23 protein-coding genes are annotated in these 26141 nt (G+C 49.2%); 16 read left to right on the top strand and 7 right to left on the bottom strand.

Annotated elements, in window-relative coordinates; all coding sequences use genetic code 11:
- Positions 1-2: 2 nt before the first annotated feature.
- From mfd to KJS94_RS10060, 3 genes are all read left to right on the top strand, one after another.
- Positions 3-3413, top strand: a complete 3411-nt coding sequence (gene mfd, locus KJS94_RS10070; RefSeq protein WP_214447359.1) for a transcription-repair coupling factor — start codon at positions 3-5, stop codon at positions 3411-3413.
- A 138-nt stretch (positions 3414-3551) separates the two neighbouring features.
- Positions 3552-4652, top strand: coding sequence for a hypothetical protein (locus tag KJS94_RS10065; protein WP_214447360.1), 1101 nt, complete (start codon positions 3552-3554; stop codon positions 4650-4652).
- A 56-nt stretch (positions 4653-4708) separates the two neighbouring features.
- Positions 4709-5386, top strand: a complete 678-nt coding sequence (locus KJS94_RS10060) for an HAD family hydrolase (protein ID WP_214447361.1) — start codon at positions 4709-4711, stop codon at positions 5384-5386.
- A 2-nt stretch (positions 5387-5388) separates the two neighbouring features.
- On the opposite strand, the gene KJS94_RS10055 is transcribed toward KJS94_RS10060, so the two are convergent.
- On the bottom strand, positions 5389-5820 hold the full coding sequence (locus tag KJS94_RS10055) for a GNAT family N-acetyltransferase (protein WP_214447362.1): 432 nt from the start codon (positions 5818-5820) through the stop codon (positions 5389-5391).
- 186 nt (positions 5821-6006) lie between these two features.
- Here KJS94_RS10055 and KJS94_RS10050 point away from each other — a divergent pair, with 186 nt between their 5' ends.
- From KJS94_RS10050 to rnc, 3 genes are all read left to right on the top strand, one after another.
- Complete coding sequence (locus KJS94_RS10050; protein ID WP_026751146.1) at positions 6007-6243, top strand: acyl carrier protein; 237 nt, start codon at positions 6007-6009, stop codon at positions 6241-6243.
- Between the two features lie 95 nt (positions 6244-6338).
- Positions 6339-7592 carry a beta-ketoacyl-ACP synthase II gene (gene fabF, locus KJS94_RS10045; RefSeq protein WP_214447363.1) on the top strand — a complete coding sequence of 418 codons (1254 nt, stop codon included), beginning with the start codon at positions 6339-6341 and terminating at the stop codon, positions 7590-7592.
- 80 nt (positions 7593-7672) lie between these two features.
- On the top strand, positions 7673-8395 hold the full coding sequence (rnc, locus tag KJS94_RS10040; RefSeq protein WP_239804121.1) for a ribonuclease III: 723 nt from the start codon (positions 7673-7675) through the stop codon (positions 8393-8395).
- A 33-nt stretch (positions 8396-8428) separates the two neighbouring features.
- Here the strand turns inward: rnc and mce are convergent, their stop codons facing one another.
- A complete protein-coding gene (gene mce / locus KJS94_RS10035; RefSeq protein WP_214447364.1) occupies positions 8429-8830 on the bottom strand; it encodes a methylmalonyl-CoA epimerase in 402 nt (133 codons plus the stop codon).
- A gap of 170 nt (positions 8831-9000) precedes the next feature.
- Here mce and KJS94_RS10030 point away from each other — a divergent pair, with 170 nt between their 5' ends.
- The 9 genes from KJS94_RS10030 (at position 9001) to KJS94_RS09990 (ending at position 18576) form a co-directional block, all read left to right on the top strand.
- A complete protein-coding gene (locus KJS94_RS10030) occupies positions 9001-10218 on the top strand; it encodes an IscS subfamily cysteine desulfurase (protein WP_305855951.1) in 1218 nt (405 codons plus the stop codon).
- A 90-nt stretch (positions 10219-10308) separates the two neighbouring features.
- On the top strand, positions 10309-10728 hold the full coding sequence (gene iscU / locus KJS94_RS10025) for a Fe-S cluster assembly scaffold IscU (protein ID WP_214447365.1): 420 nt from the start codon (positions 10309-10311) through the stop codon (positions 10726-10728).
- Between the two features lie 14 nt (positions 10729-10742).
- Positions 10743-11075 carry a HesB/IscA family protein gene (locus tag KJS94_RS10020; protein ID WP_214447366.1) on the top strand — a complete coding sequence of 111 codons (333 nt, stop codon included), beginning with the start codon at positions 10743-10745 and terminating at the stop codon, positions 11073-11075.
- Positions 11076-11369: 294 nt separating this feature from the next.
- Positions 11370-12092 carry a gliding motility-associated ABC transporter permease subunit GldF gene (gene gldF, locus KJS94_RS10015; protein ID WP_214447367.1) on the top strand — a complete coding sequence of 241 codons (723 nt, stop codon included), beginning with the start codon at positions 11370-11372 and terminating at the stop codon, positions 12090-12092.
- Between the two features lie 6 nt (positions 12093-12098).
- A complete protein-coding gene (gene gldG / locus KJS94_RS10010; protein ID WP_214447368.1) occupies positions 12099-13802 on the top strand; it encodes a gliding motility-associated ABC transporter substrate-binding protein GldG in 1704 nt (567 codons plus the stop codon).
- A 32-nt stretch (positions 13803-13834) separates the two neighbouring features.
- Positions 13835-14797: a TerC/Alx family metal homeostasis membrane protein gene (locus KJS94_RS10005; RefSeq protein ID WP_214447369.1), complete on the top strand. Its 963-nt coding sequence runs from the start codon at positions 13835-13837 to the stop codon at positions 14795-14797.
- 5 nt (positions 14798-14802) lie between these two features.
- Complete coding sequence (locus KJS94_RS10000; RefSeq protein WP_214447370.1) at positions 14803-17280, top strand: bifunctional UDP-N-acetylmuramoyl-tripeptide:D-alanyl-D-alanine ligase/alanine racemase; 2478 nt, start codon at positions 14803-14805, stop codon at positions 17278-17280.
- 62 nt (positions 17281-17342) lie between these two features.
- Positions 17343-18062, top strand: a complete 720-nt coding sequence (locus tag KJS94_RS09995) for a lipoprotein signal peptidase (protein ID WP_214447371.1) — start codon at positions 17343-17345, stop codon at positions 18060-18062.
- 34 nt (positions 18063-18096) lie between these two features.
- The gene (locus KJS94_RS09990) at positions 18097-18576 is read left to right on the top strand and encodes a hypothetical protein (protein WP_214447372.1); all 480 of its coding nucleotides are present in this window, start codon (positions 18097-18099) and stop codon (positions 18574-18576) included.
- Between the two features lie 1069 nt (positions 18577-19645).
- On the opposite strand, the gene fumC is transcribed toward KJS94_RS09990, so the two are convergent.
- The 4 genes from fumC to KJS94_RS09970 all read right to left on the bottom strand — a co-directional run bounded on the left by fumC (position 19646) and on the right by KJS94_RS09970 (position 23263).
- Positions 19646-21046 carry a class II fumarate hydratase gene (gene fumC / locus KJS94_RS09985; RefSeq protein ID WP_214447373.1) on the bottom strand — a complete coding sequence of 467 codons (1401 nt, stop codon included), beginning with the start codon at positions 21044-21046 and terminating at the stop codon, positions 19646-19648.
- Positions 21047-21219: 173 nt separating this feature from the next.
- Positions 21220-21999 (bottom strand): enoyl-CoA hydratase/isomerase family protein, encoded by a 780-nt coding sequence (locus KJS94_RS09980; protein ID WP_214447374.1) that lies wholly within the window; start codon positions 21997-21999, stop codon positions 21220-21222.
- Between the two features lie 48 nt (positions 22000-22047).
- On the bottom strand, positions 22048-22599 hold the full coding sequence (locus tag KJS94_RS09975) for a cupin domain-containing protein (protein ID WP_214447375.1): 552 nt from the start codon (positions 22597-22599) through the stop codon (positions 22048-22050).
- A gap of 247 nt (positions 22600-22846) precedes the next feature.
- The gene (locus tag KJS94_RS09970; protein WP_214447376.1) at positions 22847-23263 is read right to left on the bottom strand and encodes a cobalamin B12-binding domain-containing protein; all 417 of its coding nucleotides are present in this window, start codon (positions 23261-23263) and stop codon (positions 22847-22849) included.
- 198 nt (positions 23264-23461) lie between these two features.
- Between KJS94_RS09970 and KJS94_RS09965 the strand changes: the two genes are divergently transcribed.
- On the top strand, positions 23462-24454 hold the full coding sequence (locus KJS94_RS09965; protein WP_214447377.1) for an aldo/keto reductase: 993 nt from the start codon (positions 23462-23464) through the stop codon (positions 24452-24454).
- Positions 24455-24556: 102 nt separating this feature from the next.
- On the opposite strand, the gene gltX is transcribed toward KJS94_RS09965, so the two are convergent.
- On the bottom strand, positions 24557-26080 hold the full coding sequence (gltX, locus tag KJS94_RS09960; RefSeq protein ID WP_214447378.1) for a glutamate--tRNA ligase: 1524 nt from the start codon (positions 26078-26080) through the stop codon (positions 24557-24559).
- Positions 26081-26141: the final 61 nt, after the last annotated feature.

Below are 26141 nucleotides of genomic sequence, written 5' to 3'. Positions count from 1 at the left end.
TGATGAACCTGGAACATTTACTGGATCTGTATATTAATGACCCCCGCCTTTTCCAAATGGCGGACAGGCTTACTTTGTCCCAACCCCAACACCTGGTACTGAAGCAACTCTCAGGAAGCTCCCCCGAATTCCTGGTTACTGCTGTCTTCAGGCATAAGATAAGCGACCAACTCAACCATGTGATCATCATGGATGATGCGGAGGATGCGGCCTATTTCCACAATACGCTCGAAAACCTTACCGGCGCGCTGGACCTTTTCTATTTCCCTTCTTCCTTCAAGAACAAGAAGAATTTCAGGCTCCTGAACAGCAGCCACGTGATGCTCAGGACCGAAACCCTTACCCGCCTGAGTGCCGGGGGGAATAAGAAGCTGGTGGTAACCTACCCGGAAGCATTGTTTGAAAAAGTAGTGCCGGCCAACACTTTATCAGGCAATATCATCCGTATCAAGGTCAATGATGTGCTGGATACCTATAAGTTGATGGAACAGTTGGTGGATGCGGGTTTCAAGAGAACTGATTTTGTGTATGAACCCGGCCAGTTCGCGGTGAGGGGAGGGATACTTGATATCTATTCATTTGGTAATGAGAAACCCTACCGCATTGAACTGTTCGGTAATGATGTGGATAGCATCCGGCTCTTCGATCCCGAGACCCAGTTGAGCGAAAAGAAATTGTTGCAGGTGAATATCATTCCCAACCTGCAGACAGAATTTACGGATGAAGCCACGATATCCCTGTTCGACTTCCTGCCAGAGAATACGGTGGTATGGATGAATAACTGGGACTTCGTAAAGGAGCGGTTGGAATTGCAGGAAGAGGACCTGGGCCAGTTCCTGGAAAGGAATCAGGATTATTCACCCAGGGAGGAAGAAGAGGAGGACCGCCTGCAGAAGAAGGAAGTGAAGGCCCATGAATTCATGAAGGCCAGTGAACTGGAAGATCAGTTAAAGGGGCGTCATGTTGTGGAGATGGAAGGAACGGCGAGCTTCCCTGGTGGTGTGGTAACCGAGATCGGGTTCCAAACAAAGCCCCAGCCCGCTTTCAACAGGCAGTTTGAACTCCTGATGAAGGACCTGCAGCAATGGGAGAAGCAGCAATTCCAGCTCTTCCTGTTTGCCGAGAATCCCAAGCAATTGGAAAGGCTGCACAGCATATTTGAGGACCTGAAAGTTGCTATTCATTTTACACCCATACCGGTGGCCATCCATGGAGGGTTCATTGACGAATCACTGAAGGTGATCTGTTATACCGACCACCAGATCTTCCAGCGCTACCATAAGTACAAGGTCAAGCAAGCCTATAACAAGAATAAGGCCCTTACCCTGAGGACCCTGAGGGAATTACAACCAGGGGATTATGTAACCCATATCGATCATGGAGTGGGCGTATACAGTGGATTGCAGAAGCTGGACGTGAACGGCAGGATGCAGGAAGCGGTGCGGATCATTTACAAGGACAGTGATATCCTTTATGTGAACATCAACTCCCTGCATAAGATATCCAAGTACACAGGGAAGGAAGGGACGGTTCCCAAGGTGAATAAACTAGGCAGTGATGCCTGGGCCAGGTTGAAGGAAAAGACCAAAACCAAGGTCAAGGAAATCGCCTTCGACCTCATCAAGCTCTATGCGCAAAGGAAGGCCCAGACCGGCTTCCAGCATACCCCTGATACCTACCTGCAAACTGAGCTGGAAGCATCATTCATTTACGAAGACACGCCCGATCAAAGCAAGGCTACCGCCGATGTGAAGAAGGATATGGAATCTCCGTCACCAATGGACAGGCTGGTCTGCGGTGATGTGGGCTTTGGTAAAACTGAGATCGCCATCCGTGCCGCATTCAAGTCGGTGGTGGATGGAAAGCAGGCTGCAGTATTGGTGCCCACTACCATCCTTGCCTTCCAGCACTATAAAACTTTTAAGGACAGGTTGAAGGACTTTCCTGTTACGGTGGACTATGTGAACCGTTTCAAGAGTTCCAGGGAAAAGAAGGAGACACTCAAGAAACTGGAAGAAGGAAAGATCGATATCATAGTGGGTACGCATGCCTTGCTGGGAAAGGAGGTGAAGTTCAAAGACCTTGGCATTCTGATCATTGATGAAGAGCAGAAATTTGGTGTGGCACATAAGGAGAAGATCAAGACACTCAGGACCAATGTGGACTGCCTCACCCTAACGGCAACGCCTATCCCAAGAACCCTGCAGTTCAGCCTGATGGGGGCAAGGGACCTTAGCATCATCAATACGCCTCCGCCCAACCGTCAGCCGATCCAGACTGAAGTGGCGGTCTATAATGAGGATGTTATCCGCGATGCCATTTATTTTGAAACGGAAAGGGGAGGGCAGGTCTTCTTTATCCATAACCGGATCGCCGGCCTTGCCGAGATGGCTGCCATCATCCAGAGCCATTGTCCTGACCTGAGCATTGGCTATGCGCATGGCCAGATGGAGGGACATGTGCTGGAAGAGCGAATCCTTGATTTCATTGATAAGAAGTATGACGTGCTCGTATGTACGAATATCGTGGAGAGCGGGGTGGATATCCCGAATGTGAACACCATCATCGTCAACAATGCCCACCAGTTTGGATTGAGTGACCTGCACCAGTTGAGGGGAAGGGTAGGCCGCAGCAATAAGAAAGCATTCTGCTACCTGCTGGCACCGCCAATGAGCACCCTGCCAACGGATTCGCGCAAACGCTTACAAACACTTGAGCAGCATAGCGAGTTGGGAAGCGGTTTCCAGATCGCAATGCGTGACCTCGATATCCGCGGGGCAGGGAACCTGCTGGGTGGCGAACAAAGTGGTTTCATGGCAGAGATCGGGTTTGAGATGTACCAGAAGATCCTGCAGGAAGCCATCCGCGAATTGAAGCGCACCTCCTTCCGGGAATTGTTCAAGGAGGAGATCTCGCGCCAGGAAGATTATGTGCAGGACTGCACCATTGATACTGACCTGGAAATACTGATCCCGGATAGTTATGTGGAAAGCATTACCGAAAGGCTGACCCTTTATCAGCGCCTGGATAACTGTGAGTCAGAAGAGGAATTATTGGCCTTCCACCAGGAGTTAGGGGACCGTTTCGGCCCTATACCGCAACAGGTGGAAGACCTCTTCGATACGGTCAGGATCCGCAAACTGAGTGTGGCGCTTGGGTTTGAGAAACTGCTCTTGCGTGATGAGGTGCTGAAATGCTTCTTCATCAACAAGCACGATTCACCCTATTTCGAATCGGAACTGTTCCATGGGATCCTGGGCTACCTGCAGACCCATACCAATAAGGCCCGCCTGAAGCAAACCGGTAAAAACTTCCTGTTGGTGGTAGATGATATGCGCGATATGAAAACGATCCATGGTTTCCTGAAGCGCATGCATGATACTGTACTGGCGGCGGAGAAAGTGCCTGAATAGATCCATTGGCGAAAAGTGATTGATTGAGTTGGTAGCCTGGGGTCATTCTGTGGCTACCGTGTACCCTGATTTGTTAAAGCTACGTGAACCTTTATGGGAGGAGTTAACGGCTTTTTATGGGCGGTTTATTTTTAGCCTATGAAACCAAACCTTAACCAAACCCTGCTCATTTTGGCTGCCATCCTGTTGGCCTCCTGTACAAGAGAGAAGATCGTTGAAGTGGAAAAGGTTCCCCAGACCTTGTGGAATGAAGTAAAGGATTTCGCCTACTCCCAGAAGCGGCAACTGAATGTTATTCCCCTCAATGATAGTTTGGCCGGATTTGCCGGACAGGAAATATTCTCTGTCTTGAATGGCAATGCCAACCAGGTAGTTTTCAATAGAGGCGGGTACATCGGCGGTTCAGGTTTGATAGCGCGGAAACCCTCCCTTTCCCCCTTGCTGATCGTTTATCCTTATCGTGAATTTGTTTCCATCAAGGCGGTGAAGAACCCTGTCCTGGGTTCAAGTGCGGCAGGTGTAAATGGCATTTCGGTTGACTCTGATTTCATTGAATTCGTCAGCCCTTTCCTTTCGTTCAACCAGGCAGTTCCCATAGCCGGTAAAAGATACCTGGTGCTGCCTTACCGCAGTAAGCAAACCACCCAAAACAAACAATTTGCTTTCCTGGCCCGGGTGGATATAGATTCTTCAGGGGGTGATCATGACCTATCAATTGGGGCTGTTAAGAAGGTGGAATTCAATAGCGGAGACGGTAACCTTGCCCTGACCAATTATTATAACCTTCAGGCCATCGATGAACAATTCTGGATCTGTTTCAATGAGCGGATCTACAGGATGGATACAACAGGCCAGCAACAGGAGATTGCTGCGCCCATCTATACTTTTTCAGAAATGTTCAAGGCAGGCGGAAAACTGGTTGGGGTGAACCCCAATGGCCGCTTCTATGCTTCATCCGATGGCGGCATCAACTGGCAATTGCTGTCCGATACCAATGAGACCATCTGGGGCTTTATCAATTTTACGGAGGTGGACGGAAGGGTATTTGCCACCTACCTGGACCAGGTATTCGATTTTAAGCTCCTGGCAAATGGTTTTGATGTTAAAGAGTTAGAGAACGACGGGCTTCAGCGAAATGCCATCAATGCCATTACCAGGGCGGGCAGCAGGTACTATGTGTCTACTGAGTCCGGGGTATTCAGCGCAGATACGGCAAAGCTGAAATTAAAAGCGAACTAGCTTCCCTTCACCTTTAAAGGGAAGGCTGAATTGGGCAGTTTCCTTAACTTGTAAGCATGATGATGGATCCAATCAAAGGTTTTTTGTTTGACCTGGATGGAGTGATAATTGACTCTAATCCCGTAATTGAATTGTTCTGGAAGCAATGGGCCGAAAAGGAAGGCGTTCCGTTCAACGAAGAAGTGATCAAGCACTATATCCATGGCCGCCCAACATGGGAGACCATCCGCACCCTTTTCAGTAAATCTTCACCGGCTACCCAGCAAGCGATCTTTGATGAGGCCGTGGTATTCGATATGACCATGTTACCCGGGCCAATCCCGGGGGTAGATAGTTTTCTGCAGGCCGTTAAGGCTTACCAGCGGCCGATCATGCTGGTGACGAGTTCCCCAAAAGAAAGGGCCCTGAACCTTTTGAAGGCCAATAACCTGCTCCACTATTTCAGTGCCTTTATTACCGGCGAAGATGTGAACAGGGGAAAGCCTGACCCCGAGCCTTACCTGAAAGCAGCCGACAAGATCAGGTTGGATGTTAAGGAATGCCTGGTATTTGAAGACTCCGACAACGGGATAAAATCCGCCATCGCAGCTGGAATGAGGGTGGTAGCGATTAATAATCCCGGTTTCCGGGATGAAAAACTGGTCTGGAACACGGAAAATTTCTACTCCCTTGTCATTAACCCGTACAGGTTATCCATGCAGGGGCATCCGGATTATATAGTATTGGCCGACTGAGCCTAACGGAGGTTTTTTTCCATTACAAAGTGGGGGATGGTCACCTCCTGGAATTCATCGCTGCAGATGGAGTAGCCAAGGTGTTCATAAAAACCAACGGCGGTCTTACGGGCATGCATTACCAGTTTTTTGTATCCCCGGTCGCGGGCAATATTTTCCGCAAAATTCATGATGGCGCGGCCAATGCCCTTGCCCTGGAGGTTGTTGCTGACGGCCATTTGCCTGAGCCTGACAACGCCCGGCGCCTCTTTTACCAGCATGCAGCAGCCCAGCATTTTATCCTCTTCAAAGGCACCAATCAGGATTTCGTCCTTTTCCTTTTCCAGTTCATCAGGGGAAAACGAGAGTCCAAGGGGCTTCCTGAGGATATCATTCCTCAGGTTCACCATTTGCTGGTATTCCCTGGAACCATGATCAATAATTTTCAGTGCCATAGCGAGCGTTTAAAGGATAGGGACCTAAATTACAAAATTCATTCACTCATGAGCCACTAGCTTACAAATGTTAGCTAGTTACGGTAGAAAAAACTGCCAACTAACCATGTTGGAAATAAAAAAGGGGCAAAAATTGTTATTTACCCAAAAAGTATATTTTTGCAGCCGTAACTAAACTTTACTACAATGTCAGACATCGCAACAAGAGTTAAAAAGATCATTGTTGACAAATTAGGAGTGGACGAAGCAGAAGTGACCAATGAAGCTTCTTTCACTAACGACCTGGGAGCTGATTCTCTGGATACCGTAGAGTTGATCATGGAGTTCGAAAAAGAATTCAACATCTCTATTCCAGACGAGCAGGCTGAAACCATCACTACTGTTGGCCAGGCTGTAGCATATTTGGAAGAACACGCTAAGTAAACGGAAACCCCGTTTCAGGCATATTTAATCCGCCTTTCGAAAGCAATTTTAGGCTCAGAAGGCGGATTTATCACTTTAAAAATCCGGTAGACCAAATGGTACTAAAAAGAGTCGTTGTAACTGGTATAGGAGCTCTGACCCCCATCGGTAATAATCTCGATGAATATTGGAATGGCCTCATCAATGGCGTATCCGGTGCGGATATGATTACCCTTTTTGATGCCTCCAAGTTCAAGACAAAATTTGCCTGCGAAGTCAAGAACTTCGATCCCACACAATTTCTCGACAGGAAGGAAGCGCGTAAGATCGACCGCTTTACCCAACTGGCCCTGGTGGCCAGTGACCAGGCCATGGCAGATGCCGGATTGAACAAAGAAAACATCAACCCCGATCGCGTTGGCGTAGTATTCGCCAGCGGTATCGGCGGGTTGATCACCTTCCAGCAGGAAGTGACCGAGTTTGCCAAGGGCGACGGTACTCCCCGTTTCAACCCCTTCTTCATCCCCAAGATGATCCTCGATATCGCAGCCGGTCAGATCTCCATGCGCCATAACCTCCGCGGACCCAACTTCGCCGTGGTAAGTGCTTGTGCATCAAGTACTAATGCTATCATGGAAGCTTACAACCTGATCCGTCTGGGTAAGGCCGATATCATTGTGAGTGGTGGTAGTGAAGCGGTGATCTCCGAAGCCGGTGTAGGCGGGTTCAATGCCATGAAGGCGATGAGTGAACGCAATGATGATCCCAAAACTGCCAGCCGTCCATATGACAAGGAGCGCGATGGATTTGTAATGGGTGAAGCTTCAGGCGCCCTGATCCTGGAAGAACTGGAACATGCCCTTGCACGTGGTGCCAGGATCTATTGCGAGATCGCAGGTGGCGGCGCAACTGCCGATGCCCACCATATTACCGCACCCCATCCAGAAGGACTTGGTGCCCGTAACGTTATGCTGGCTGCCCTTGAAGATGCCGGCATGAAACCGGAAGACATCGACTACATCAACACCCACGGAACCTCTACCCCCCTTGGGGATATCGCCGAAGTGAAGGCCATCGTTGACGTGTTTGGCGAGCATGCCTACAAGCTCAATATCAGTGCCACCAAATCAATGACCGGTCACTGTTTGGGTGCCGCCGGTGTTATTGAAGCCATCGCCAGCATCAAGGCGGTAGTGCACGATATCGTTCCCCCGACCATCAACCATTTCACAGACGATCCCGACCTGGACCCCAGGCTGAACTTCACGTTCAACAAGGCCCAGCAAAGGACAGTAAGGGCTGCCTTGAGCAATACATTTGGTTTCGGTGGCCATAATGCCTGCGTTATCGTTAAGAAGTTTGAGGGATAATCCGGAAAAGCATCCGGGGTTTGGTTCATTATTTGGACACAAACCCTTAACTTGACTCCGGTAACTAACCAGAACATCTTGTGGGTTTAATCGATAGCATCTTTAAGGCTTCCCCTGAGAAAACGTCCTTCAAGAAACAATTGAAGAATGTACTCGGCTTCACGCCCGGCAATACGGAGCTATACCGTACTGCCCTTACACACCGTTCCATGAAGGATGGTGCTTCCGAGAATAATGAACGCCTGGAATACCTTGGTGATGCTATTCTCAGCGGTATCGTGGCCGATTTCCTTTTCATGAAATACCCTTACAAGGAAGAAGGCTTCCTCACCGAAATGCGCAGTAAGATGGTGAACCGCGTCACCCTGAATGATGTGGCGGTAAAGATGGGTTTGAAAAAGATCGTTTACTTCAACAAGTTTGACAACTCCCTGAAGGTTAGCCAGATATTTGGTAATACCCTGGAAGCAGTGGTGGGTGCCGTTTACCTGGATAAGGGTTTCAAGAAGACCAAGACCTGGGTGCTGGAGAGGATCATCCTTCCCTATATGTTCATGGAGGACCTGGAAAACCTGGAGATCAACCACAAGAACAAGTTGTACGGCTGGGCCAATAAGAACGGCAAGAACCTTGAATTTGAGACCCTCGAAGAAAAGATGGAGGGTGGGAGGCGCTTGTTTACTATTGGCGCCGTTGTCGATGGCGAATTGATCGCCCAGGGGAAGGCCTACAATAAAAAAGACGCCAGCCAGGTTGCGGCCCAAATAGCCGTAGAAAAGTTGGGCTTGTCGAAAGAAGAATAAGCAAGCATTGTTAAAAAAACAGCCGGCCCTCCCTTACCTGATCTCCTGGCAGATCTCTACCAATACCCCATTGGTTCCCTTGGGGTGGATAAAGCAAACCAATTTATTGTCGGCTCCCTGCTTGGGTTGTTCATTCAGTAAAGTGAACCCTTCGTTCCGAAGCCTGTCCATTTCTGCATGGATATCCTCCACTTCAAAGGCAATATGATGGATGCCTTCGCCCTTCCTTTCTATGAACTTTGCAATAACTCCTTCAGCATCAGAGCTTTCCAGAAGCTCAACCTTGCTTTCGCCCTGGCGGAAGAAGGCAGTGTTAACCTTTTCTGAGGCCACTGATTCCGTTTTATAGCAGGGGGCGTTCAGTAATTTTTCATACAAGGGGATGGCGGTCTCCAGGCTTTTCACGGCAATCCCAATATGTTCCACTCTGAGCATGTTGATTTTTTGTAAAATTAGGGGTGAATGATTTGATTTTCAACGCTTAAATCAAGTCGCGGGACCTATTTACGAAATGCGGAAATATAGCGTCGGGTTGTGTTTGGGGGCTAAGATTTCTAAACCAATTGGTCTAATTTTGTGTTTTAGCAAAAATACCGAAAAGAGATATGTTGAAGTTTCCGATTTACCTTGATAATAATGCGACCACCCCATGTGACCCAAGGGTAGTGGAGGCGATGGTACCCTATTTTACCGAGAATTTTGGTAATGCGGCCAGCCGTAACCACCCATTTGGTTGGGTTGCTGAAGAAGCTGTGGATTATGCCCGTGAGCAGGTTGCCAAACTGATTGGCGCCGATCCAAAAGAGATCATTTTCACTTCCGGTGCCACCGAAGGTGATAACCTGGCCATCAAGGGTGTGTTCGATATGTACGCCAGTAAGGGCAACCATATCATCACCGCAGTAACTGAACATAAAGCTGTACTGGATACCTGCAAGCACATCGAGAAGATGGGTGGTGAGGTAACCTACCTGAATGTGAACAATGAAGGCCTGATCGACCTGAAGGAGCTGGAAGCGGCCATCAAGCCCAATACCATCCTGATCGCTATCATGTATGCCAACAACGAGGTAGGTACTATCCAGCCCGTTCGTGAGATCAGCGCAATTGCCAAAAAGCATGGCGTACTGTTCTTCTCCGATGCTACCCAGGCTGTGGGTAAGATCCCTGTTGACGTTCAGAAAGATGGCATTGACCTGTTGACCTTTACTGCCCACAAGATGTATGGTCCTAAGGGCGTAGGTGCATTGTATGTTCGCCGCAAGAACCCCCGCGTAAAGGTTACTGCCCAGATGGATGGTGGTGGCCACGAAAGGGGAATGCGTAGCGGTACCCTGAACGTGCCCGGTATCGTTGGTTTCGGTAAGGCCTGCGAGCTGGCCATGAACGAAATGGCTGCCGATGCAGAACGCCTGGGCAAACTGCGCGACAAACTGGAGACGGCTTTGTTGAAGCTTGAAGAAGCTTATGTGAATGGTAGCCGCGAACACCGCCTGCCTCATGTTTCCAATATTTCCTTCAAGTATGTGGAAGGTGAAGGCCTGATGATGGGCTTTAACAAAAATATTGCCCTTTCTTCCGGTTCTGCCTGTACTTCTGCTTCACTGGAACCGTCTTATGTTCTGAAGGCCCTGGGTCTTGGTGATGACCTGGCGCATTCCTCCCTCCGTTTTGGATTGGGCAGGTTTACCACTGAAGAGCAGATCGATTATACCATCGAAGCAGTGGCCAATACGGTGAACAAGCTCAGGGAAATGAGCCCGCTTTGGGAAATGTACAAGGAAGGCATCGACCTCAATACCATCGAGTGGGCCCATCACTAAGCATGTGCCGACCGTGGAAAATGGTTTTACATGGTTTGAACGGATTGTAATTTTTGACCACCATAGCAAACAACCTTAAAAAGAATAACAATGGCATACTCTGAAAAAGTAATTGACCACTACCAGAATCCCAAGAACGTGGGAACCCTGGATAAAAGCAAGAAGAATGTGGGTACCGGATTAGTAGGTGCCCCTGAGTGCGGCGACGTAATGCGCTTGCAGATCGAAGTGGATGATGCAACCGGCCTGATCACCGATGCAAAATTCAAGACCTTCGGTTGCGGTTCAGCGATCGCTTCTTCATCCCTGGCAACAGAATGGCTGAAGGGTAAATCAGTTGACGAGGCATTGAAGATCGATAACATGGAAATCGTGGAAGAATTGAACCTTCCCCCTGTTAAGATCCACTGCTCTGTTTTGGCTGAAGACGCCATCAAGGCTGCTATCAACGACTACCGTAAGAAGAATGGTCTGGAAGAGATCAAGTTCGACGAGAAAGTAGTTCACTAAACTGGAACAAGACCATGATATACGTAAGTGACAAGGCGCGGGAGAAAGTGGCGAAACTGATGCAGGAAGCCAATATTGTAGGTTCATCAGAATATTTCCTGCGTGTATCGGTTGTGGGTGGAGGCTGTTCAGGATTGAGCTATAAGCTCGATTTTGACAATGAGTCCAAGCCCATGGATCAGGTGTTTGAAGACAATGGTGTGAAAGTGGTGACCGACCTGAAAAGTTTTCTTTACCTGGTAAATACCACCCTCGATTTCTCCGATGGCCTGAACGGCAAGGGTTTCTATTTCAGCAACCCCAATGCCAGCCGCACCTGTGGTTGCGGTGAAAGCTTCGCTGTGTAAGCAAGTACATCCCTTAACAGGAATAAAAAAAATATCCCGCCAGTGGCGGGATATTTTTTTAGCAGATAGTGTTGGTTATATATAATAATGCCATCACCGGGTTTTTCTTTTCATCGATAAGGTCAATTTGACTATTTGCTAATATAGGATGAAAATTTATTGTTAACAAATTTTAATCAGAAAATTGACCCGGTACAAATTCCAATACTATATGGTTTCTATGATCAAATGCCCTGTCCATCACTATTTCCATAAATCTTATGGTAGCAAGACCAGAAAACTTATTTTTGAAGCATGTGGTCTATTGCTAAAAAAGAATTCAGGCAGTTTTTCAGCAGCCTAACGGGGCTGGTGGCCATTGTGGTCTTCCTGCTGCTGAATGGATTGTTCCTATTTGTATTCCCGGATACGAGCATTCTTGATTATGGTTATGCTACGCTGGACAAGTTTTTTGAACTTGCTCCCTGGATCCTGTTATTCCTGGTTCCTGCCGTTACGATGCGTACCTGGTCGGATGAGTTCAAATCAGGCACCTTCGAGTTGCTGAGGACCCGTCCGCTTACTGCCGGCCAAATGGTGACCGGTAAATACCTGGGCGCATTGGCAATTGTATTCATCGCCTTACTGCCAACTGTGATCTATGTATTCAGTGTACAATCGCTTTCAGCGGGTAACGGAATTGATGCGGGTGGAACGATCGGGTCCTTTATCGGCTTGTTCCTTTTGGCAGCAGTATTCACGGCAATTGGCACCTGGTGCAGCAGCATTACCCCCAACAGCGTGGTAGCCTTTATTCTCAGTGCCTTTGTATGCTTTCTCCTCTATACCGGGTTTAATGCAGTTAGTAAGATACCGGCATTGCAGGGCGGCGTGGATTATGTATTGGAGAACCTGGGCATCGATTCCCATTACCGCAGTATCAGCAGGGGAGTGATCGATAGCCGTGATATCATCTATTTCGCCAGCCTGGTCCTATTCTTTTTACTCATCACCAACAGAAAAATTGCCCTGAGATAATATCCCATGAAGAAGATCATTTCCTCCAAATATGGCTGGCTCTTCCTTGCCCTGGCATTGGTTGCATTGAACTGGGTGTCGGGCTTTATGAATTTCCGTGCTGACCTGACAGCCGAACAGCGCTACACGCTATCATCTCCCACGCGTCGGTTATTGACTGGCCTGGATGCGCCGGTCAATGTGGACGTACTGCTGAGCGGTGAAATGCCGGCAGGTTTCAGGAAGCTTGCAGTAAGTACAGAAGACCTGCTGAAGTCATTCAAGGAAGCAGGCAAGGGAAATATTCGCTTCCGGTTCATCAAACCCGGTGAAGGGCTGAATGATACAGCCAAGGCCATACTCTATGATTCATTGGCAAGATTGGGCCTGAACCCTACCAATATCAAGGCCCAGACCAGGGAAGGGGAAGGGCAGGAAGAAAGGTTGGTGTTTCCCGGCGCGGTGATCAGTTACCGCGACAGGGTAGTGGCTGTTGACCTCCTGCAGGGTGTGAGTGCTTCCGGGGGATTGGAATCCCTGAATAAGGCGGAGGCATTACTGGAATACAAGTTTGCCAATGCGATCCGCCAGCTCACTACAGATACGGTTCCGCTCATTGGTTACCTGGTGGGTAACGGTGAGCCGGTATCTTACGAGGTTTACGACCTGATCGAAAATGTATTGAAGAAGAACTATGCCTTCCGCATATTACCCATAGACAGTGTTGCCGCAGTTCCGCCCGTCTTCAAGGCCCTGGTGATCGCAAAGCCGGTAACAGCTTTCTCAGATGAACAGAAACTTAAGCTGGACCAGTATGTCATGAATGGTGGCAAGCTGTTGTGGATGATCGATAACCTTTATGCGGAAATGGATAGCCTGCAAAGGACACAGAATGATTTCATCGCCTTCGACAGGGGACTGGATATTGAAGACCTGCTGTTCAGGTATGGGGTTAGGATCAACCAGGACCTTGTCCAGGACTTGAATGCAGACAAGATCCCATCCGTGATCGGTTCCGTGGGCGGGAAACCCCAGATCCAGCTGCTGCCCTGGCCCTATGCTGTTTTGTTGCAGAACTACAGCGGCCATCCGGTAGCCAAGAACCTTGATTATGTAGTATCTCAGTTCCCTAACTCCATCGATACCGTTGAAGCAAAGGGTGTAAGGAAGACGATCTTGCTGGCATCATCACCCGAATCGAGGGTATTGGCCACACCTGCCAGGGTAAGCTGGCAGAGTATCCAGTCAGAAGAAGACCTCAAGACCTTCAACAAAGGACCTCAACCAGTAGCGGTATTGCTTGAAGGAAACTTTAGTAGCCTTTTCACCAACCGCATGACCGCGGAACAGAAAGGGGGCTGGCAAGCCACTTCAGGAATGCCTTTCAAGACTAATTCCCCGGAAAACAAAATGATCGTTATAGCTGATGGGGATCTGGCCTTGAACGCAGTGACGCAAAATGAAGGACCTTTGCCAATGGGCATGAATGCCTATACCAAGTACCAGTATGCCAACCGGGATTTTATCCAGAACGCTATCGAATACCTCGTGGATGAATCGGGTATCCTGGAGACAAGGTCAAAGGATTATACCCTCAGGCTGCTGGATAAGAAAAAGCTGGAAGAAGGTAAAACTAAGTGGCAATTGATCAATATACTGGCTCCTGTTGTTGTAATATTGCTGTTTGGTATTGGCTTCCAGGGCATGAGGAACCGCCGGTACAAGAAATGATGAAACCAGCGCATTAAGCGAAAAAGAATAGAATGACACCTGAACAAATTACGTATCTCGTTTTTGGAATTGTTTTAGTGGTGGCCCTGGTATTTGACCTCGGCCTGATGAGTAAGAAGTCTTCTACCATAACCATGAAGAAGGCGCTTACCCAAACCCTGTTCTGGGTTTCCCTGGCCCTGGCCTTTTTTGTTTTCGTTTGGTTCGAGGATGGAAAGACGGTAGCACTTGAATATCTCAGTGCCTACCTCATGGAATGGTCGCTGAGTATCGATAATATCTTTGTATTCATCCTCATCTTCGGATTCTTTGGTGTTAAGGAAGAATATGTTCCCAGGGCTTTGCTAATCGGTATCCTGATGGCCATCTTGTTCAGGATCGTCTTTATCTCCATAGGTATTGTACTGATCGAAAGGTTCCATTGGTTGCTTTATGTTTTTGGGGCCCTCCTGCTCTATACAGGCTTCAAGATGTTCACAGCCAAGCATGACGAGGAAGTTAGCCTGTCCGATAACAAAGTATACCGTTTTCTGCAAAGGGTATTCCCGCTTGTTTCGCATGATGGTGATGGTAAGTTCAGTGTGATCCAGAATGGCAAGCGTTATTATACCAATATGTTCGTGGTGATCGTGATGCTGGCTACCACCGATATTGTTTTTGCCCTCGATTCCATCCCGGCAGTATTCGCTATCTCCCAGAACAGGTTGGTAGTATATACTTCCAATATTTTTGCAGTACTTGGACTCAGGTCCCTTTTCTTCCTCCTGAAAGGTGCGGTGAACAAATTTGCCTACCTGCAGCAGGGTATTGCGATCGTACTGGTGTTCATTGGGGTAAAGATGCTGATTGAAATATTCCATATCAAGGTGCCGGTATTCGTTTCCCTGCTGGTGATCGTGATCTGTATTGCCGCTTCCATTGTTTACTCCATAAGTGTGGCGAACAGGGAAGAAGCAAAGAAGGGGCTTGCCGGCAATGACCGCGACCTACATTGACCAACATGAACTATACCATCAGTTCAATTGCAGCTTTATTGAATGCCCGCTGGCAGGCAATGGCAGAGGATGGTACTATTGACCACCTCTTGTATGACAGCAGGCAATTATTGTTTCCCGCCACAACCTTGTTCTTCGCCCTTAAAAGCAAGCGTCGCGATGGCCATGATTTTATCCCTTCGCTCTACCAACAGGGCGTCCGGAATTTTGTGGTCAGTGACGTAACTGCCTTTGGAGAAATTCCCGGATCGAACGTGCTGGTGGTAGATGATGTGCTGAAGGCCCTGCAGCAACTGGCTACCTTCCACCGTGAACAATTCCATATTCCCGTCATCGGCATTACCGGCAGCAATGGCAAGACCATCGTCAAAGAATGGCTGAACCAATTGCTGGAACCGGATCAACTCATCGTTAGAAGTCCGCGCAGTTACAACTCCCAGATAGGCGTGCCCCTGAGTGTTTGGGCAATGACCAGCGCCCACCGGCTGGGTATTTTTGAGGCAGGCATATCCCAACCCGGTGAAATGGCTGCATTGGCCGGGATCATCCAACCTACCATTGGTATACTCACCAATATTGGTGATGCACACCAGGAAGGTTTCCCTTCCCTTGAGCAAAAGCTCAGGGAGAAAGCCTTGCTTTTCCGCAAGGTGGAGAAGCTGGTTTATGGTATCGACAATGACCTGGTGCGAAAGGTAATGAAGGAAGCAGGGGTATCAGGTGCCCAACATTTTACCTGGGGGCGTGCAGCAGGTGCCGACCTGAGGATCCTTGAGGTATCCCTCCAGGCCGGTTTTTCCATAGCCCAACTGGAGTATCGGTCAATCCCATTCAGCCTGAGGATCCCCTTTACAGATGCGGCTTCTATTGAGAATGCCTTTACCTGTACCGCCACGATGCTATGCATGGGTTATACCGTGGAAACAATTGCGGAACGCATACCGGGTCTGCACGCTATGGCCATGCGTTTGGAATTGAAGGAAGGGATAGGGAATTGTTCGGTTATCAATGACAGTTATTCGGCCGACCTTGGTTCCCTGCGGATCGCCCTGGATTTCCTGAGCCAGCAACAACAGCACAAGAAGAAGACCGTCATCCTTTCGGATATTCCTGAATCAGGAATATCACCGGAGCAACTTTATACCAGGGTTGCCGGGTTATTGAAGCAGCATAAGGTTGGCCGCCTGATTGCTATTGGTCCCGTCATCGGTAATTACCTTGGCTTGATGGAGCAACTGAGTGGGTCAACCGTGCAGCATTACCTTTCAACAGATGACCTGATCCTTGCCTTCCATACCCTCAGGTTCCAGGATGAAACCATCCTGGTGAAGGGTGCGCGGAGTTTTTCCTTTGAACAGGTGAGCAGCATGCTGGAGCAGCAGGTGCATGAAACGGTACTGGAGATCGACCTGAATGCCATGTTGCACAACCTGAAACAATACCAGCAGGTGCTGCATCCTTCCACCAGGCTGATGGCCATGGTGAAGGCATTTTCCTATGGGAGCGGAAGTTTTGAGATCGCCAACCTGCTGCAGTTCCATAAGGTGGATTACCTGGCCGTGGCCTATACCGACGAAGGTGCGGTGCTCCGGAAGGGGGGTATCCATTTACCCATCATGGTGATGAATACCGAGCCCAGCAGTTTTGATGCCATTGTTCAGCATAACCTGGAGCCGGTGGTCTATTCCCTGCCATTTTTCAGGGCCTTTGACCAATTCCTGAAACAGGAAGGGTTGACACAGTATCCAGTCCACCTGGAGCTGGAAACCGGTATGAACCGTTTGGGATTCATGCCCGGCGACCTGCCCGCCCTGTTGGAAATGCTGCCCCATTCCAATTTCAAGGTGCAATCGGTCTTCAGCCATCTCGTTGCTAGTGAAGATCCTGCTGAAGATGCATTCACCAACCTGCAAGCTGAAAGGTTCCTGGAGACCTGTCGTTCACTGGAAAAGATCCTGCCCTATAGTTTTATCCGTCACCTGGAAAATACTGCCGCCATCTTCCGTCATCCCCAATGGCAATTCGATATGGTAAGGTTGGGCATTGGCCTGTATGGAGTTGACCCTGCCGTTGATGGCAAGCTATCCTTGCAGGAAGTATCTACGCTTAAGTCAACCATTGCCCAGGTGAAGCACCTGGAGCCGGGGGATACAGTAGGGTATAACCGCAGGGGAAAGATCGAAAAAACCTCCACCATTGCAACCGTAAGGATCGGTTATGCCGATGGCTATTATCGCAGGCTGGGCAATGGGGTAGGGAAGATGTTGGTGAAGGGCAAACTGGCGCCTGTGATCGGGACTGTTTGTATGGATATGACCATGATCGATGTCACCGGCATCGAAGGGGTAAGGGAAGGGGATGAGGTGGTGGTCTTTGGCAAAGGCCTCTCCGTTCAAACCGTTGCGCAATGGGCGGGTACTATCGCTTACGAATTGATGACAAGCGTTTCCCACCGGGTGAAAAGGGTTTATTTCCAGGATTAACAGGCTTTTTATTGACCAAAGGTTTGGCGCCTATCGGTTATCTTTGTTCCTTTAGCAGCATTATGGGAAAGGCGAGAAACGTCATTTTACTGATTCTTTTGATTTTATTTGTTGACCAGGCCATCAAGGTTTGGGTGAAGACCAATATGCCCCTGAGTTACCATTGGGACAGTGCCCATGTACCGGTATCGCCCTATGACCGGGGCATCAGGCCTTTGGGTGAGAACGTGGACTGGTTCCAGATCTATTTTGTAGAGAATGAAGGCATGGCCTGGGGCTGGAAGTTTGGCGGCGAGTTTGGCAAGATGGCCCTCACGCTTTTCCGTTTGGCAGCCGTGGTCTTTGGCGTATGGTATATCCGCGAGATCCTGCGCAAGAAACAGCACCCTGGCTTTATCACCTGTGTGGCCCTCATCTTTGCCGGGGCGCTGGGTAACCTTATTGATAGCATGTTCTATGGGTTGCTGTTTGAGGACAGCACTTATTCCACCGTTGCCCGATTCATGCCGGGCGAAGGGTATGCAGGGTTCCTGCATGGGAAGGTGGTGGATATGTTCTACTTCCCTATTATCCAGACCCATTATCCGCAATGGGTTCCGTTTGTGGGTGGGGATGAGTTTGAATTCTTCAGCCCGGTATTCAACCTTGCCGATGCGGCCATTTCAGTTGGGGTGATCGCCATGCTCATCTTCCAGAAGCGCTATTTCCAGGAAGAAAGCAAGCCCGGTAAGACGGTGGTGGAAACCAATACCAGGGTGAACGATGATGTTCAGGTACTCTGATGATTTCCTATCTTTAAGCAGTAATTCCTTCCGTATGATCAAGCAGTTCCGCCTTATCCTGGTATTCTTTATGGCAATTGCCATCGTTTCCTGTTCCAAAGAAGAAAGTTTGGAAGAAGGTAATATTCCGGAGCCCGCATTTGGGACCTGGTCCTTTACCGAAGGAAGTAAGACCTATTCCGGAACTGTTGATACCGCTTATATCGAAACTTTCGAAGATGGTAAGGTGCTGACTATTGAGGGCATCAATAGCAGCAATGGATTCCTGATCCTGGCACTCGGTGGTGAAGATATCACACCCGGTTCCTATATCGCCCCGGCAAGTGCCATGCTATATGCAGAAGGGCCGGATATCCTTTACGAATCAGATCTTTTGGAACCAGGTGGATTTACTATCCTCATCGAGGAATTTGACGGCACCACCATCAAGGGTACTTTCAGTGGAACGGCCTTTGACCCCGATGACAATGAGAAGGTCATTACCAATGGCAGGTTCAGTGCTGAGTTGAATTAACTAACTCCCCGGATTTCTTTTTGCTTTAATTCTACACTTGATTAAGCGGCTTTATAAGTCGCCATAGGCTATCGCGCCCCAGCGGGGTCTTTCGCATTGGCTACTTTGTACGCATATTAACCCATAAGGGGCTCCCGGAGTGGCTACCTTGTACCCACATCTTCACCCCAGCAGGGTCTCCCGGAGGGGACCCTGATGAATAGTAGGATAGATATTCAACGGGGACTCTTGAAGAGTACCACTATGGGGTGATTAGATTTAATATCCCCGTCGCCCCCATTGTATCTTATGACCAACGGGTAGTTGGAAGATGAGATTAGCTGTCTTAACCCCAGCAGGGTCTCCCGGAGGGGACCCTGATGAATAGTAGGAGTGCTATTCATCGGGGGCATGAGAAGAGAACTCCTATGAGGTGATTAGATTTAATATCCCCGTCGCCCCCGTTGTGTCTTATGACCAACGGGCAGTTGGAAGATGAGATTAGCTGTCTTAACCCCAGCAGGGTCTCCCGGAGGGGACCCTGATGAATAGTAGGAGTGCTATTCATCGGGGGCATGAGAAGAGAACTCCTATGAGATGATTAGATTTAATATTCTCCGTCGCCCCCGTTGTGTCTTATGACCAACGGGCAGTTGGAAACCTGGATGAGCTGTTGGTGATAACGCCAAAAGCGGCAGCGCGCATTCTATCTTAAACATGCGGATACCCCTTACTCCTTTAGGGTAGGGCAACAAAAATGCCCCAGCCTGGAAAGGGAGGGGCTTCTAAACCCTATATTTGAAATTGACAACATTTTCCACACTAACCAGCTTGCTGGTTTCTCATCGGGATATTGGTCGTCATTTCAATATAAGGTACGGACCAAAACAGAACATGAGACTATATTACATGAGCCTTAATGCTTGATTCCTTGCAATCGGCCAGTGGTTTTGCCCATGGCCATAACCCTTTTTAGGGGTAACTGCATATGTCTAACGACGAATTTTCCTGCTTGTTGTGCAGCCACTGAATTTTTTCGATGAAAAAACCCCGTTAGCTGACTAACGGGGTTTTGTATTAAAAATTATCATTAATTGATCTTGCCAACCATCCTGGAAGGGTCAACCCACTCGTCGAATTGTTCGGGGGTGACATAACCCAGCTTAACTGCCATTTCCTTCAGGGTGGTGCCTTCCTTATGGGCCTTCTGGGCAATTTCAGCAGCCTTGTAATATCCGATCCTGGTGTTCAGGGAAGTCACCAGCATCAGGGAATTGTCCACGTGCTTCCTGATATTGGCTTCGATGGGCTCAATACCAACAGCGCATTTATCATTGAAGCTGACACAGCCTTCGCCGATCAGCCTGGCACTGTGCAGGAAATTATAGATCATCAAGGGCTTGAACACATTGAGTTCAAAATGACCAGTGGCTCCACCAATATTGATGGCCACATCATTACCCATCACCTGGGCAGCGATCATGGTCAGGGCCTCACACTGGGTGGGGTTAACCTTACCCGGCATGATGGAAGAACCTGGTTCATTATCGGGGATGAACAATTCACCAATACCGCTGCGGGGACCGGAAGACAGCATACGGATATCGTTGGCGATCTTCATCAGGCTTACCGCTACGGTTTTCAAGGCACCATGGGCTTCAACAATAGCATCGTGTGCGGCAAGGGCCTCAAACTTGTTTTCAGCGGTAACGAAAGGCAGGCCGGTCAAGGCAGCGATATGCTTCGCAACATTCTCTGCATAGTTCTCCGGTGTATTGATGCCGGTTCCTACGGCAGTTCCACCAAGTGCCAGTTCTGACAGGTGGGCGAGGGTATTCTTTATTGCCTTCAGGCCATGGTCTAACTGTGATACATAACCGCTAAATTCCTGGCCTACTGTTAATGGGGTCGCATCCATGAAGTGGGTACGGCCAATCTTCACCACATGCATAAACTGCCTGCTCTTTTCTGCCAGGGTATTGCGCAGCTTTTCAATACCGGGGATGGTAACTTCTACCAGCATCTTATAAGCAGCAATGTGCATAGCAGTAGGGAAAGTGTCGTTCGAAGATTGTGACTTGTTCACATCATCGTTGGGATGGAGGAATTTATCCTTGTCGCCCAGCTGGCCACCATTCAGCACATGTCCGCGGTAGGCAACCACCTCGTTCACATTCATATTGCTCTGGGTGCCAGAACCGGTCTGCCAAACCACCAATGGGAAATAGGCATCCAGCTTACCTTCCAGGATCTCATCGCAAACCCTGCCGATCATGTCGCACTTTTCCTTCGGCAATACACCAGCTTCAAAATTGGTGATGGCCGCTGCCTTTTTCAGGTAGGCAAAGGCATAGATGATTTCCCTGGGCATTTTATTGGTATCCTGGGCGATCTTGAAATTCTCGATACTGCGTTGGGTCTGTGCACCATAATAAGCATCAACGGGCACTTTAACCTCACCCATCGTGTCTTTTTCAATTCTGTATTCCATACGGTGATTTTTGGTGATTTGGAAGGCAAAGGTAAACGGTTCAAGGGGAAATTGCTGAAAGAATGGGCAGGGGAAATGAATATCCCGGACCAGTTTTAACATCAACCAACTGGTATCAAAAACAATCCCCGCCGTGGGGCGGGGATGTCAATGTATTATTCCAAAATGGGATATCAGTTTCCCTTGAATTCAGGCTTGCGTTTTTCCAGGAATGCTTTGGCGCCTTCTTTGGCATCTTCGGTTTCGAACAGCAGGCCGAAGGCGTCCACTTCTTTTTGCAGTCCTGTCGGATCGGACTTGGCTGCGATATTGGTCAACTCAATGACCTTGGCAATGGCGATCGGGGCCTTGCCCAGGATGGTTTTCATGATCTCCCTGGTCTTTGGCAGCAGGTCTTCCGGGGCGGTAACATGGTTGACCAGTCCCAGTTGCAGTGCGGTATTGGCGTCGATCATAGCTCCGGTCATCATCAGTTCGATGGCCTTGCCCTTGCCTACCAGTTGGGTGAGGCGCTGGGTGCCACCATAGCCAGGGATCAGGCCCAGGTTCACTTCTGGCTGGCCGAATTTGGCATGATCTGCTGCCAGCCTGAAATGGCAGGCCATGGCCAGTTCGCAGCCCCCGCCAAGGGCAAATCCATTGATCGCTGCAACGATGGGCTTGGGGGAATTTTCGATCTTATTGAATACGAGGTCGTGGCCTTTTTGTGCCAGGGCTTTTCCGCCTTCCCCATTCAATTCCAGGAACTCGCTGATATCAGCCCCGGCTACAAAACTTTTAGGTCCGGCACCGGTAATGATGGCGGCCCTGATCTCGCGGTTAGTGTACACTTCAGCGATGGCCTTACCCAGTTCATCAATTACATCTTTATTGAGTGCATTCAGCTTATCCGGCCGGTTGATCGTGATCGTTAGGATACCGTCCTCCAGTGAAGTAAATATAGTATTGTACATGGCATGCTTTTTTGCAAAGCTAATGACTCAGGTGCAAGAATGACGGCATTAATCAATGTATTGCCTGTACACCGGTTTGTACCCCTTGATTCTTGCCAGTGGGGTGATCAGCGTGAACAGTGCTTTCTGCAACAGGTAGGATGGCCTGGTGAGCCGGTAAACATTGGCAAAATGGTTGGCCATTACTGCCAGCTGCAACTTATCGGGCATGCCTTTATCGTTCAATTTATTATCATTGGCCAGGCCGGCAGCCATTTCCAGCATGTATTCCGTATCCAGCGCCGGGCTTACTTTCCAGCTCACCCTTGTCCTTCCCTGGTGGGCATTCCACATAGCATGTGGGGTGTCGGCGGGAATATGGATGCGGTCGCCTTTTACCAGGCGGAAGGTCGCTTTGTTGACCATGACCGTCAATTCACCTTCCAGCACGATAAACCATTCTTCCTGGTAGGGATGGTAATGGGGAACCGGGGGAAGGGAGGGTTTATCATAGGTGGAGATCATCTCCAGGTGATCACCATCGGTATCGCGTGAGGTTTGGATGAATTCGATCTGCTGGCCGGTAACCTGGTTGGCCAGTATCTTGCCTTTGTACGCCATGGATAAGGTTTAATGTGAATCAATAGGTCAACTATCGTAAGCTAAGCTAACCCAAGCCCATGGCAGCCCTGCTGCCGTTCATCATACTACCGGTTTTTTGGGAATTGCTTAACGATTGTAAAATTAACCCTGGGGATGGACACAGGAAACCAGGAACCGTTTGGCTTGAATGTATTGATGGATGAATTGCAACAACAGGCATATCAGCATCCTGTTGAAGGGCCGTAACTGGAATGCTTTATTGGGATTAGAAACTGCGGTGCTCTTTCACCCAGCCGGTGATATATTCCGTGATCTCGCCCGTGGCTGTTCCCGGTGCAAACAATTTGCCCACACCCAAATCATGCAAGGCTTGCATATCGTCCTCCGGAATGATACCGCCGCCGGTCAGTAAAACATCATCCATTCCTTTTTCCTTCATCAGTTGGATGACCTTGGGGAATACGGTCATGTGGGCACCGGAGAGGATGCTGATCCCAATGGCATCCACATCTTCCTGTAAGGCAGCGTTAACCACCATCTCGGGGGTCTGGCGAAGACCGGTGTAGATCACTTCCATTCCTGCATCACGCAATGCAGTGGCAATTACCTTGGCGCCACGGTCGTGGCCATCGAGGCCAACCTTGGCTACTAAAACCCTGATGGGACGATTGATGGTATTCATATGGCGCTGTAAAGATAGCGGAGTTTGTGTTTCTATCACCATTGATGGGACCAAAGACAGGCTTGAAGCGATTCATTCCGGTCTGCTAACCTCGTTATCAATGAGGGTATGGTCCTTCCGGGTTGCTTGCCAAATGTCCAGCCTGTGTTGGTCTTCTGTAGTTCGGTGTGATGTGGTAACTTCCTCCAAAATTACCGTATGCAATACCGTATGTTTGGAAACACCGGTTTAAAGGTCAGCGAGGTCGGGTTTGGGGCCTGGGCCATTGGCGGGAATGCCATGGTGGGGGATACGCCCATTGGATGGGGGCCTGCTGATGACGAGGTGTCCATCGCCGCCATCCGGGCATCATTGGATCGCGGCATCAATTTCTTTGATACGGCTGATTTCTATGGCCTGGGACATTCAGAGGAATTGTTGGGAAGGGAGCTGAAGGGCAGGAAGGATGTGGTCATCGCCACCAAGGTGGGCCATCGGGATATTGATGGCAAGATCGTGCTGGATTACTCAAAGGAATACATCCTGCAAGCAGTGGAGCACAGCCTGAAACGTTTACAAAGGGAGGTGATCGATTATTACCAATTGCATTCGGCCCGGCTGGTGCATTTGCAGGACGGTGGCTGTATTGAAGCAATGCAATTATTGCAATCCCAGGGTAAGATCAGGTACTGGGGATTGTCACTGAATACATTTGAACCGGAGCCGGAAGCCGCTTACCTCTTGCAGCATGGATTGGGTAGTGGCTGGCAGCTGGTGTTCAACCTCATTAACCAGAAAGCATTCCCGCTGCTTTCCATGGCTGCTTCGGGAGGCTATGGCATCATTGCCCGGATGCCGCTGCAGTTTGGTTTACTAACGGGAAAGTTTAACCGAAATACTGGCTTTGGTAAGGATGATCACCGCAGTTTCCGCCTGAACAGGGAAATACTGGACAATGCCCTGGATATCCTGGAACAAAGGATCTGGCCACTGTGTGAAAAATACCAGACCAGCAAAACAGGGCTGGCCATGAGTTTTATCCTGAGCTTCCCGGAGGTGAGTACGGTGATCCCGGGTATCCGGACAGCAGCGCATGCGGTGGACAATACCAGTGGGTTTGTGAGGCTGGAAGAAACCGACAGGAAGATGTTACAGGAACTCTACGCCACCCAATGGCAACCTGTAGTGGAAGCCATGAAAGCATTGGGTTGACAGGTTGTTTGAAACCTCGTAAAAGCAACAAGCCCTTCTTGTTACCGGGTGCTGGTTACAGAAGGGCTTGTTGCGTATTGACCAATTCAAATGTATAATTACCTAGAGCAGTGAAAGTCCATGTTGGATCCTGGCAATGGTCGCTTCCTTGCCAATGGCAGCGGCGATATCAAATACGGCCGGGCCAAATTTGCCTCCTACCAGCATGATGCGGAAAGGCAATTGCAATTCACCCACCTTGATGCTGTGTGCAGTGGCAAGGTCCTTGAAACTGGCTTCAATGGCCGGGGCAGTCCATTCTGCCTGCGCTCCCCATTTCTCTGCCAACTCCTTGAAGAAATTATTTTTGTCAGGGTTCCACTTCGGCTTGATGCTGTCAATATCCAGCACTTCTGGTGCCTGGAAGAAGAACTTGGATTGTTCTACAAAATCAGGGACAAGGGTGCAGCGTTCCTTCACCATACCAATCACCTGAAGCAGGTAGCTGTCATCCTTAACCGAAATACCTGCATTGACCAGTGCCTGTTTAACCAGGGGCAGCAGCCTTTCATTGGTGGAACGCTTGATCCATTCATGATTGAACCATTTTGCCTTTTCGAAGTCAAATTTGGCGCCGCCTTTATGGACCCTTTCCATGGAGAAATTCTTCACCAGTTCTTCAATGGTGAACAGTTCCTGTCCGCTTCCATCATTCCAACCCAGCATGGCCAGCATATTCACGAATGCTTCGGGCAGGAATCCCCTTTCCCTGAAGCCCTGTGTAAACTCATTGGTGCGCGGATCTGTCCAGTTCATGGCAAATACCGGGAAGCCTAACCTTTCCCCATCGCGCTTGCTCAATTTTCCATTGCCATCAGGTTTCAGGATGAGCGGCAGGTGCGCCCATTGGGGCATGGAATTTTCCCAGCCCAGGTATTTCCACAACAGCAGGTGAACGGGCGCACTGGGCAACCATTCTTCACCCCTGAATGCATGGGTGATCTTCATGAGGTAATCATCCACCACTACAGCAAGATGATAGGTAGGCATGCCATCTGCTTTCAGCAATACCTTATCATCTACATTGGAAGTATTGAAACTGACTTCCCCGCGGATCATATCGGTGAAACTTACGGTTTCGTTATCTGGCATTTTGATGCGGATCACATAGGGTACGCCTTCGCTGATGAGGCGATTGACCTCATCTGCACCGAGGGTGAGCGAATTCCGCATTTTCTCCCTCAGTCGGTGGTCGTATTGGGGTGATGGATGTTCTTCAGTTTTGAAGGTATTCCTCATTTCCTCCAACTCCTCCGGCGTATCAAACGCATAATAGGCCTTTCCTTCGGCCACTAATTTTTCGGCATACTGGCGGTACATGGCCTTGCGTTCACTCTGGCGGTAAGGGCCATATTCCCCTCCATGTACAGGACTTTCATCCGGTACCAGTCCGCACCACTGCAGGCATTCCTGGATATATTCCTCTGCACCTGCTACAAACCTCGACTGGTCGGTGTCCTCGATCCTCAATACAAAATCACCGCCATGGTGGCGGGCAAACAAATAATTGTACAATACCGTACGCACGCCTCCCAGGTGGATTCCTCCTGTGGGACTGGGTGCGAATCGAACTCTAACTTTTGCCATAGTTGGCAAAGCTATAAAAAGGTAGTGGAACTGGCGGGCTGTTGCGTGATGAACTGCCCTG

The sequence above is a fragment of the Flavihumibacter rivuli genome (assembly GCF_018595685.2).
Taxonomy (GTDB): domain Bacteria; phylum Bacteroidota; class Bacteroidia; order Chitinophagales; family Chitinophagaceae; genus Flavihumibacter; species Flavihumibacter rivuli.
The sequence above is the reverse complement of the archived record's forward strand: the minus strand, read 5'-3'. Positions and strand labels throughout refer to the sequence as shown.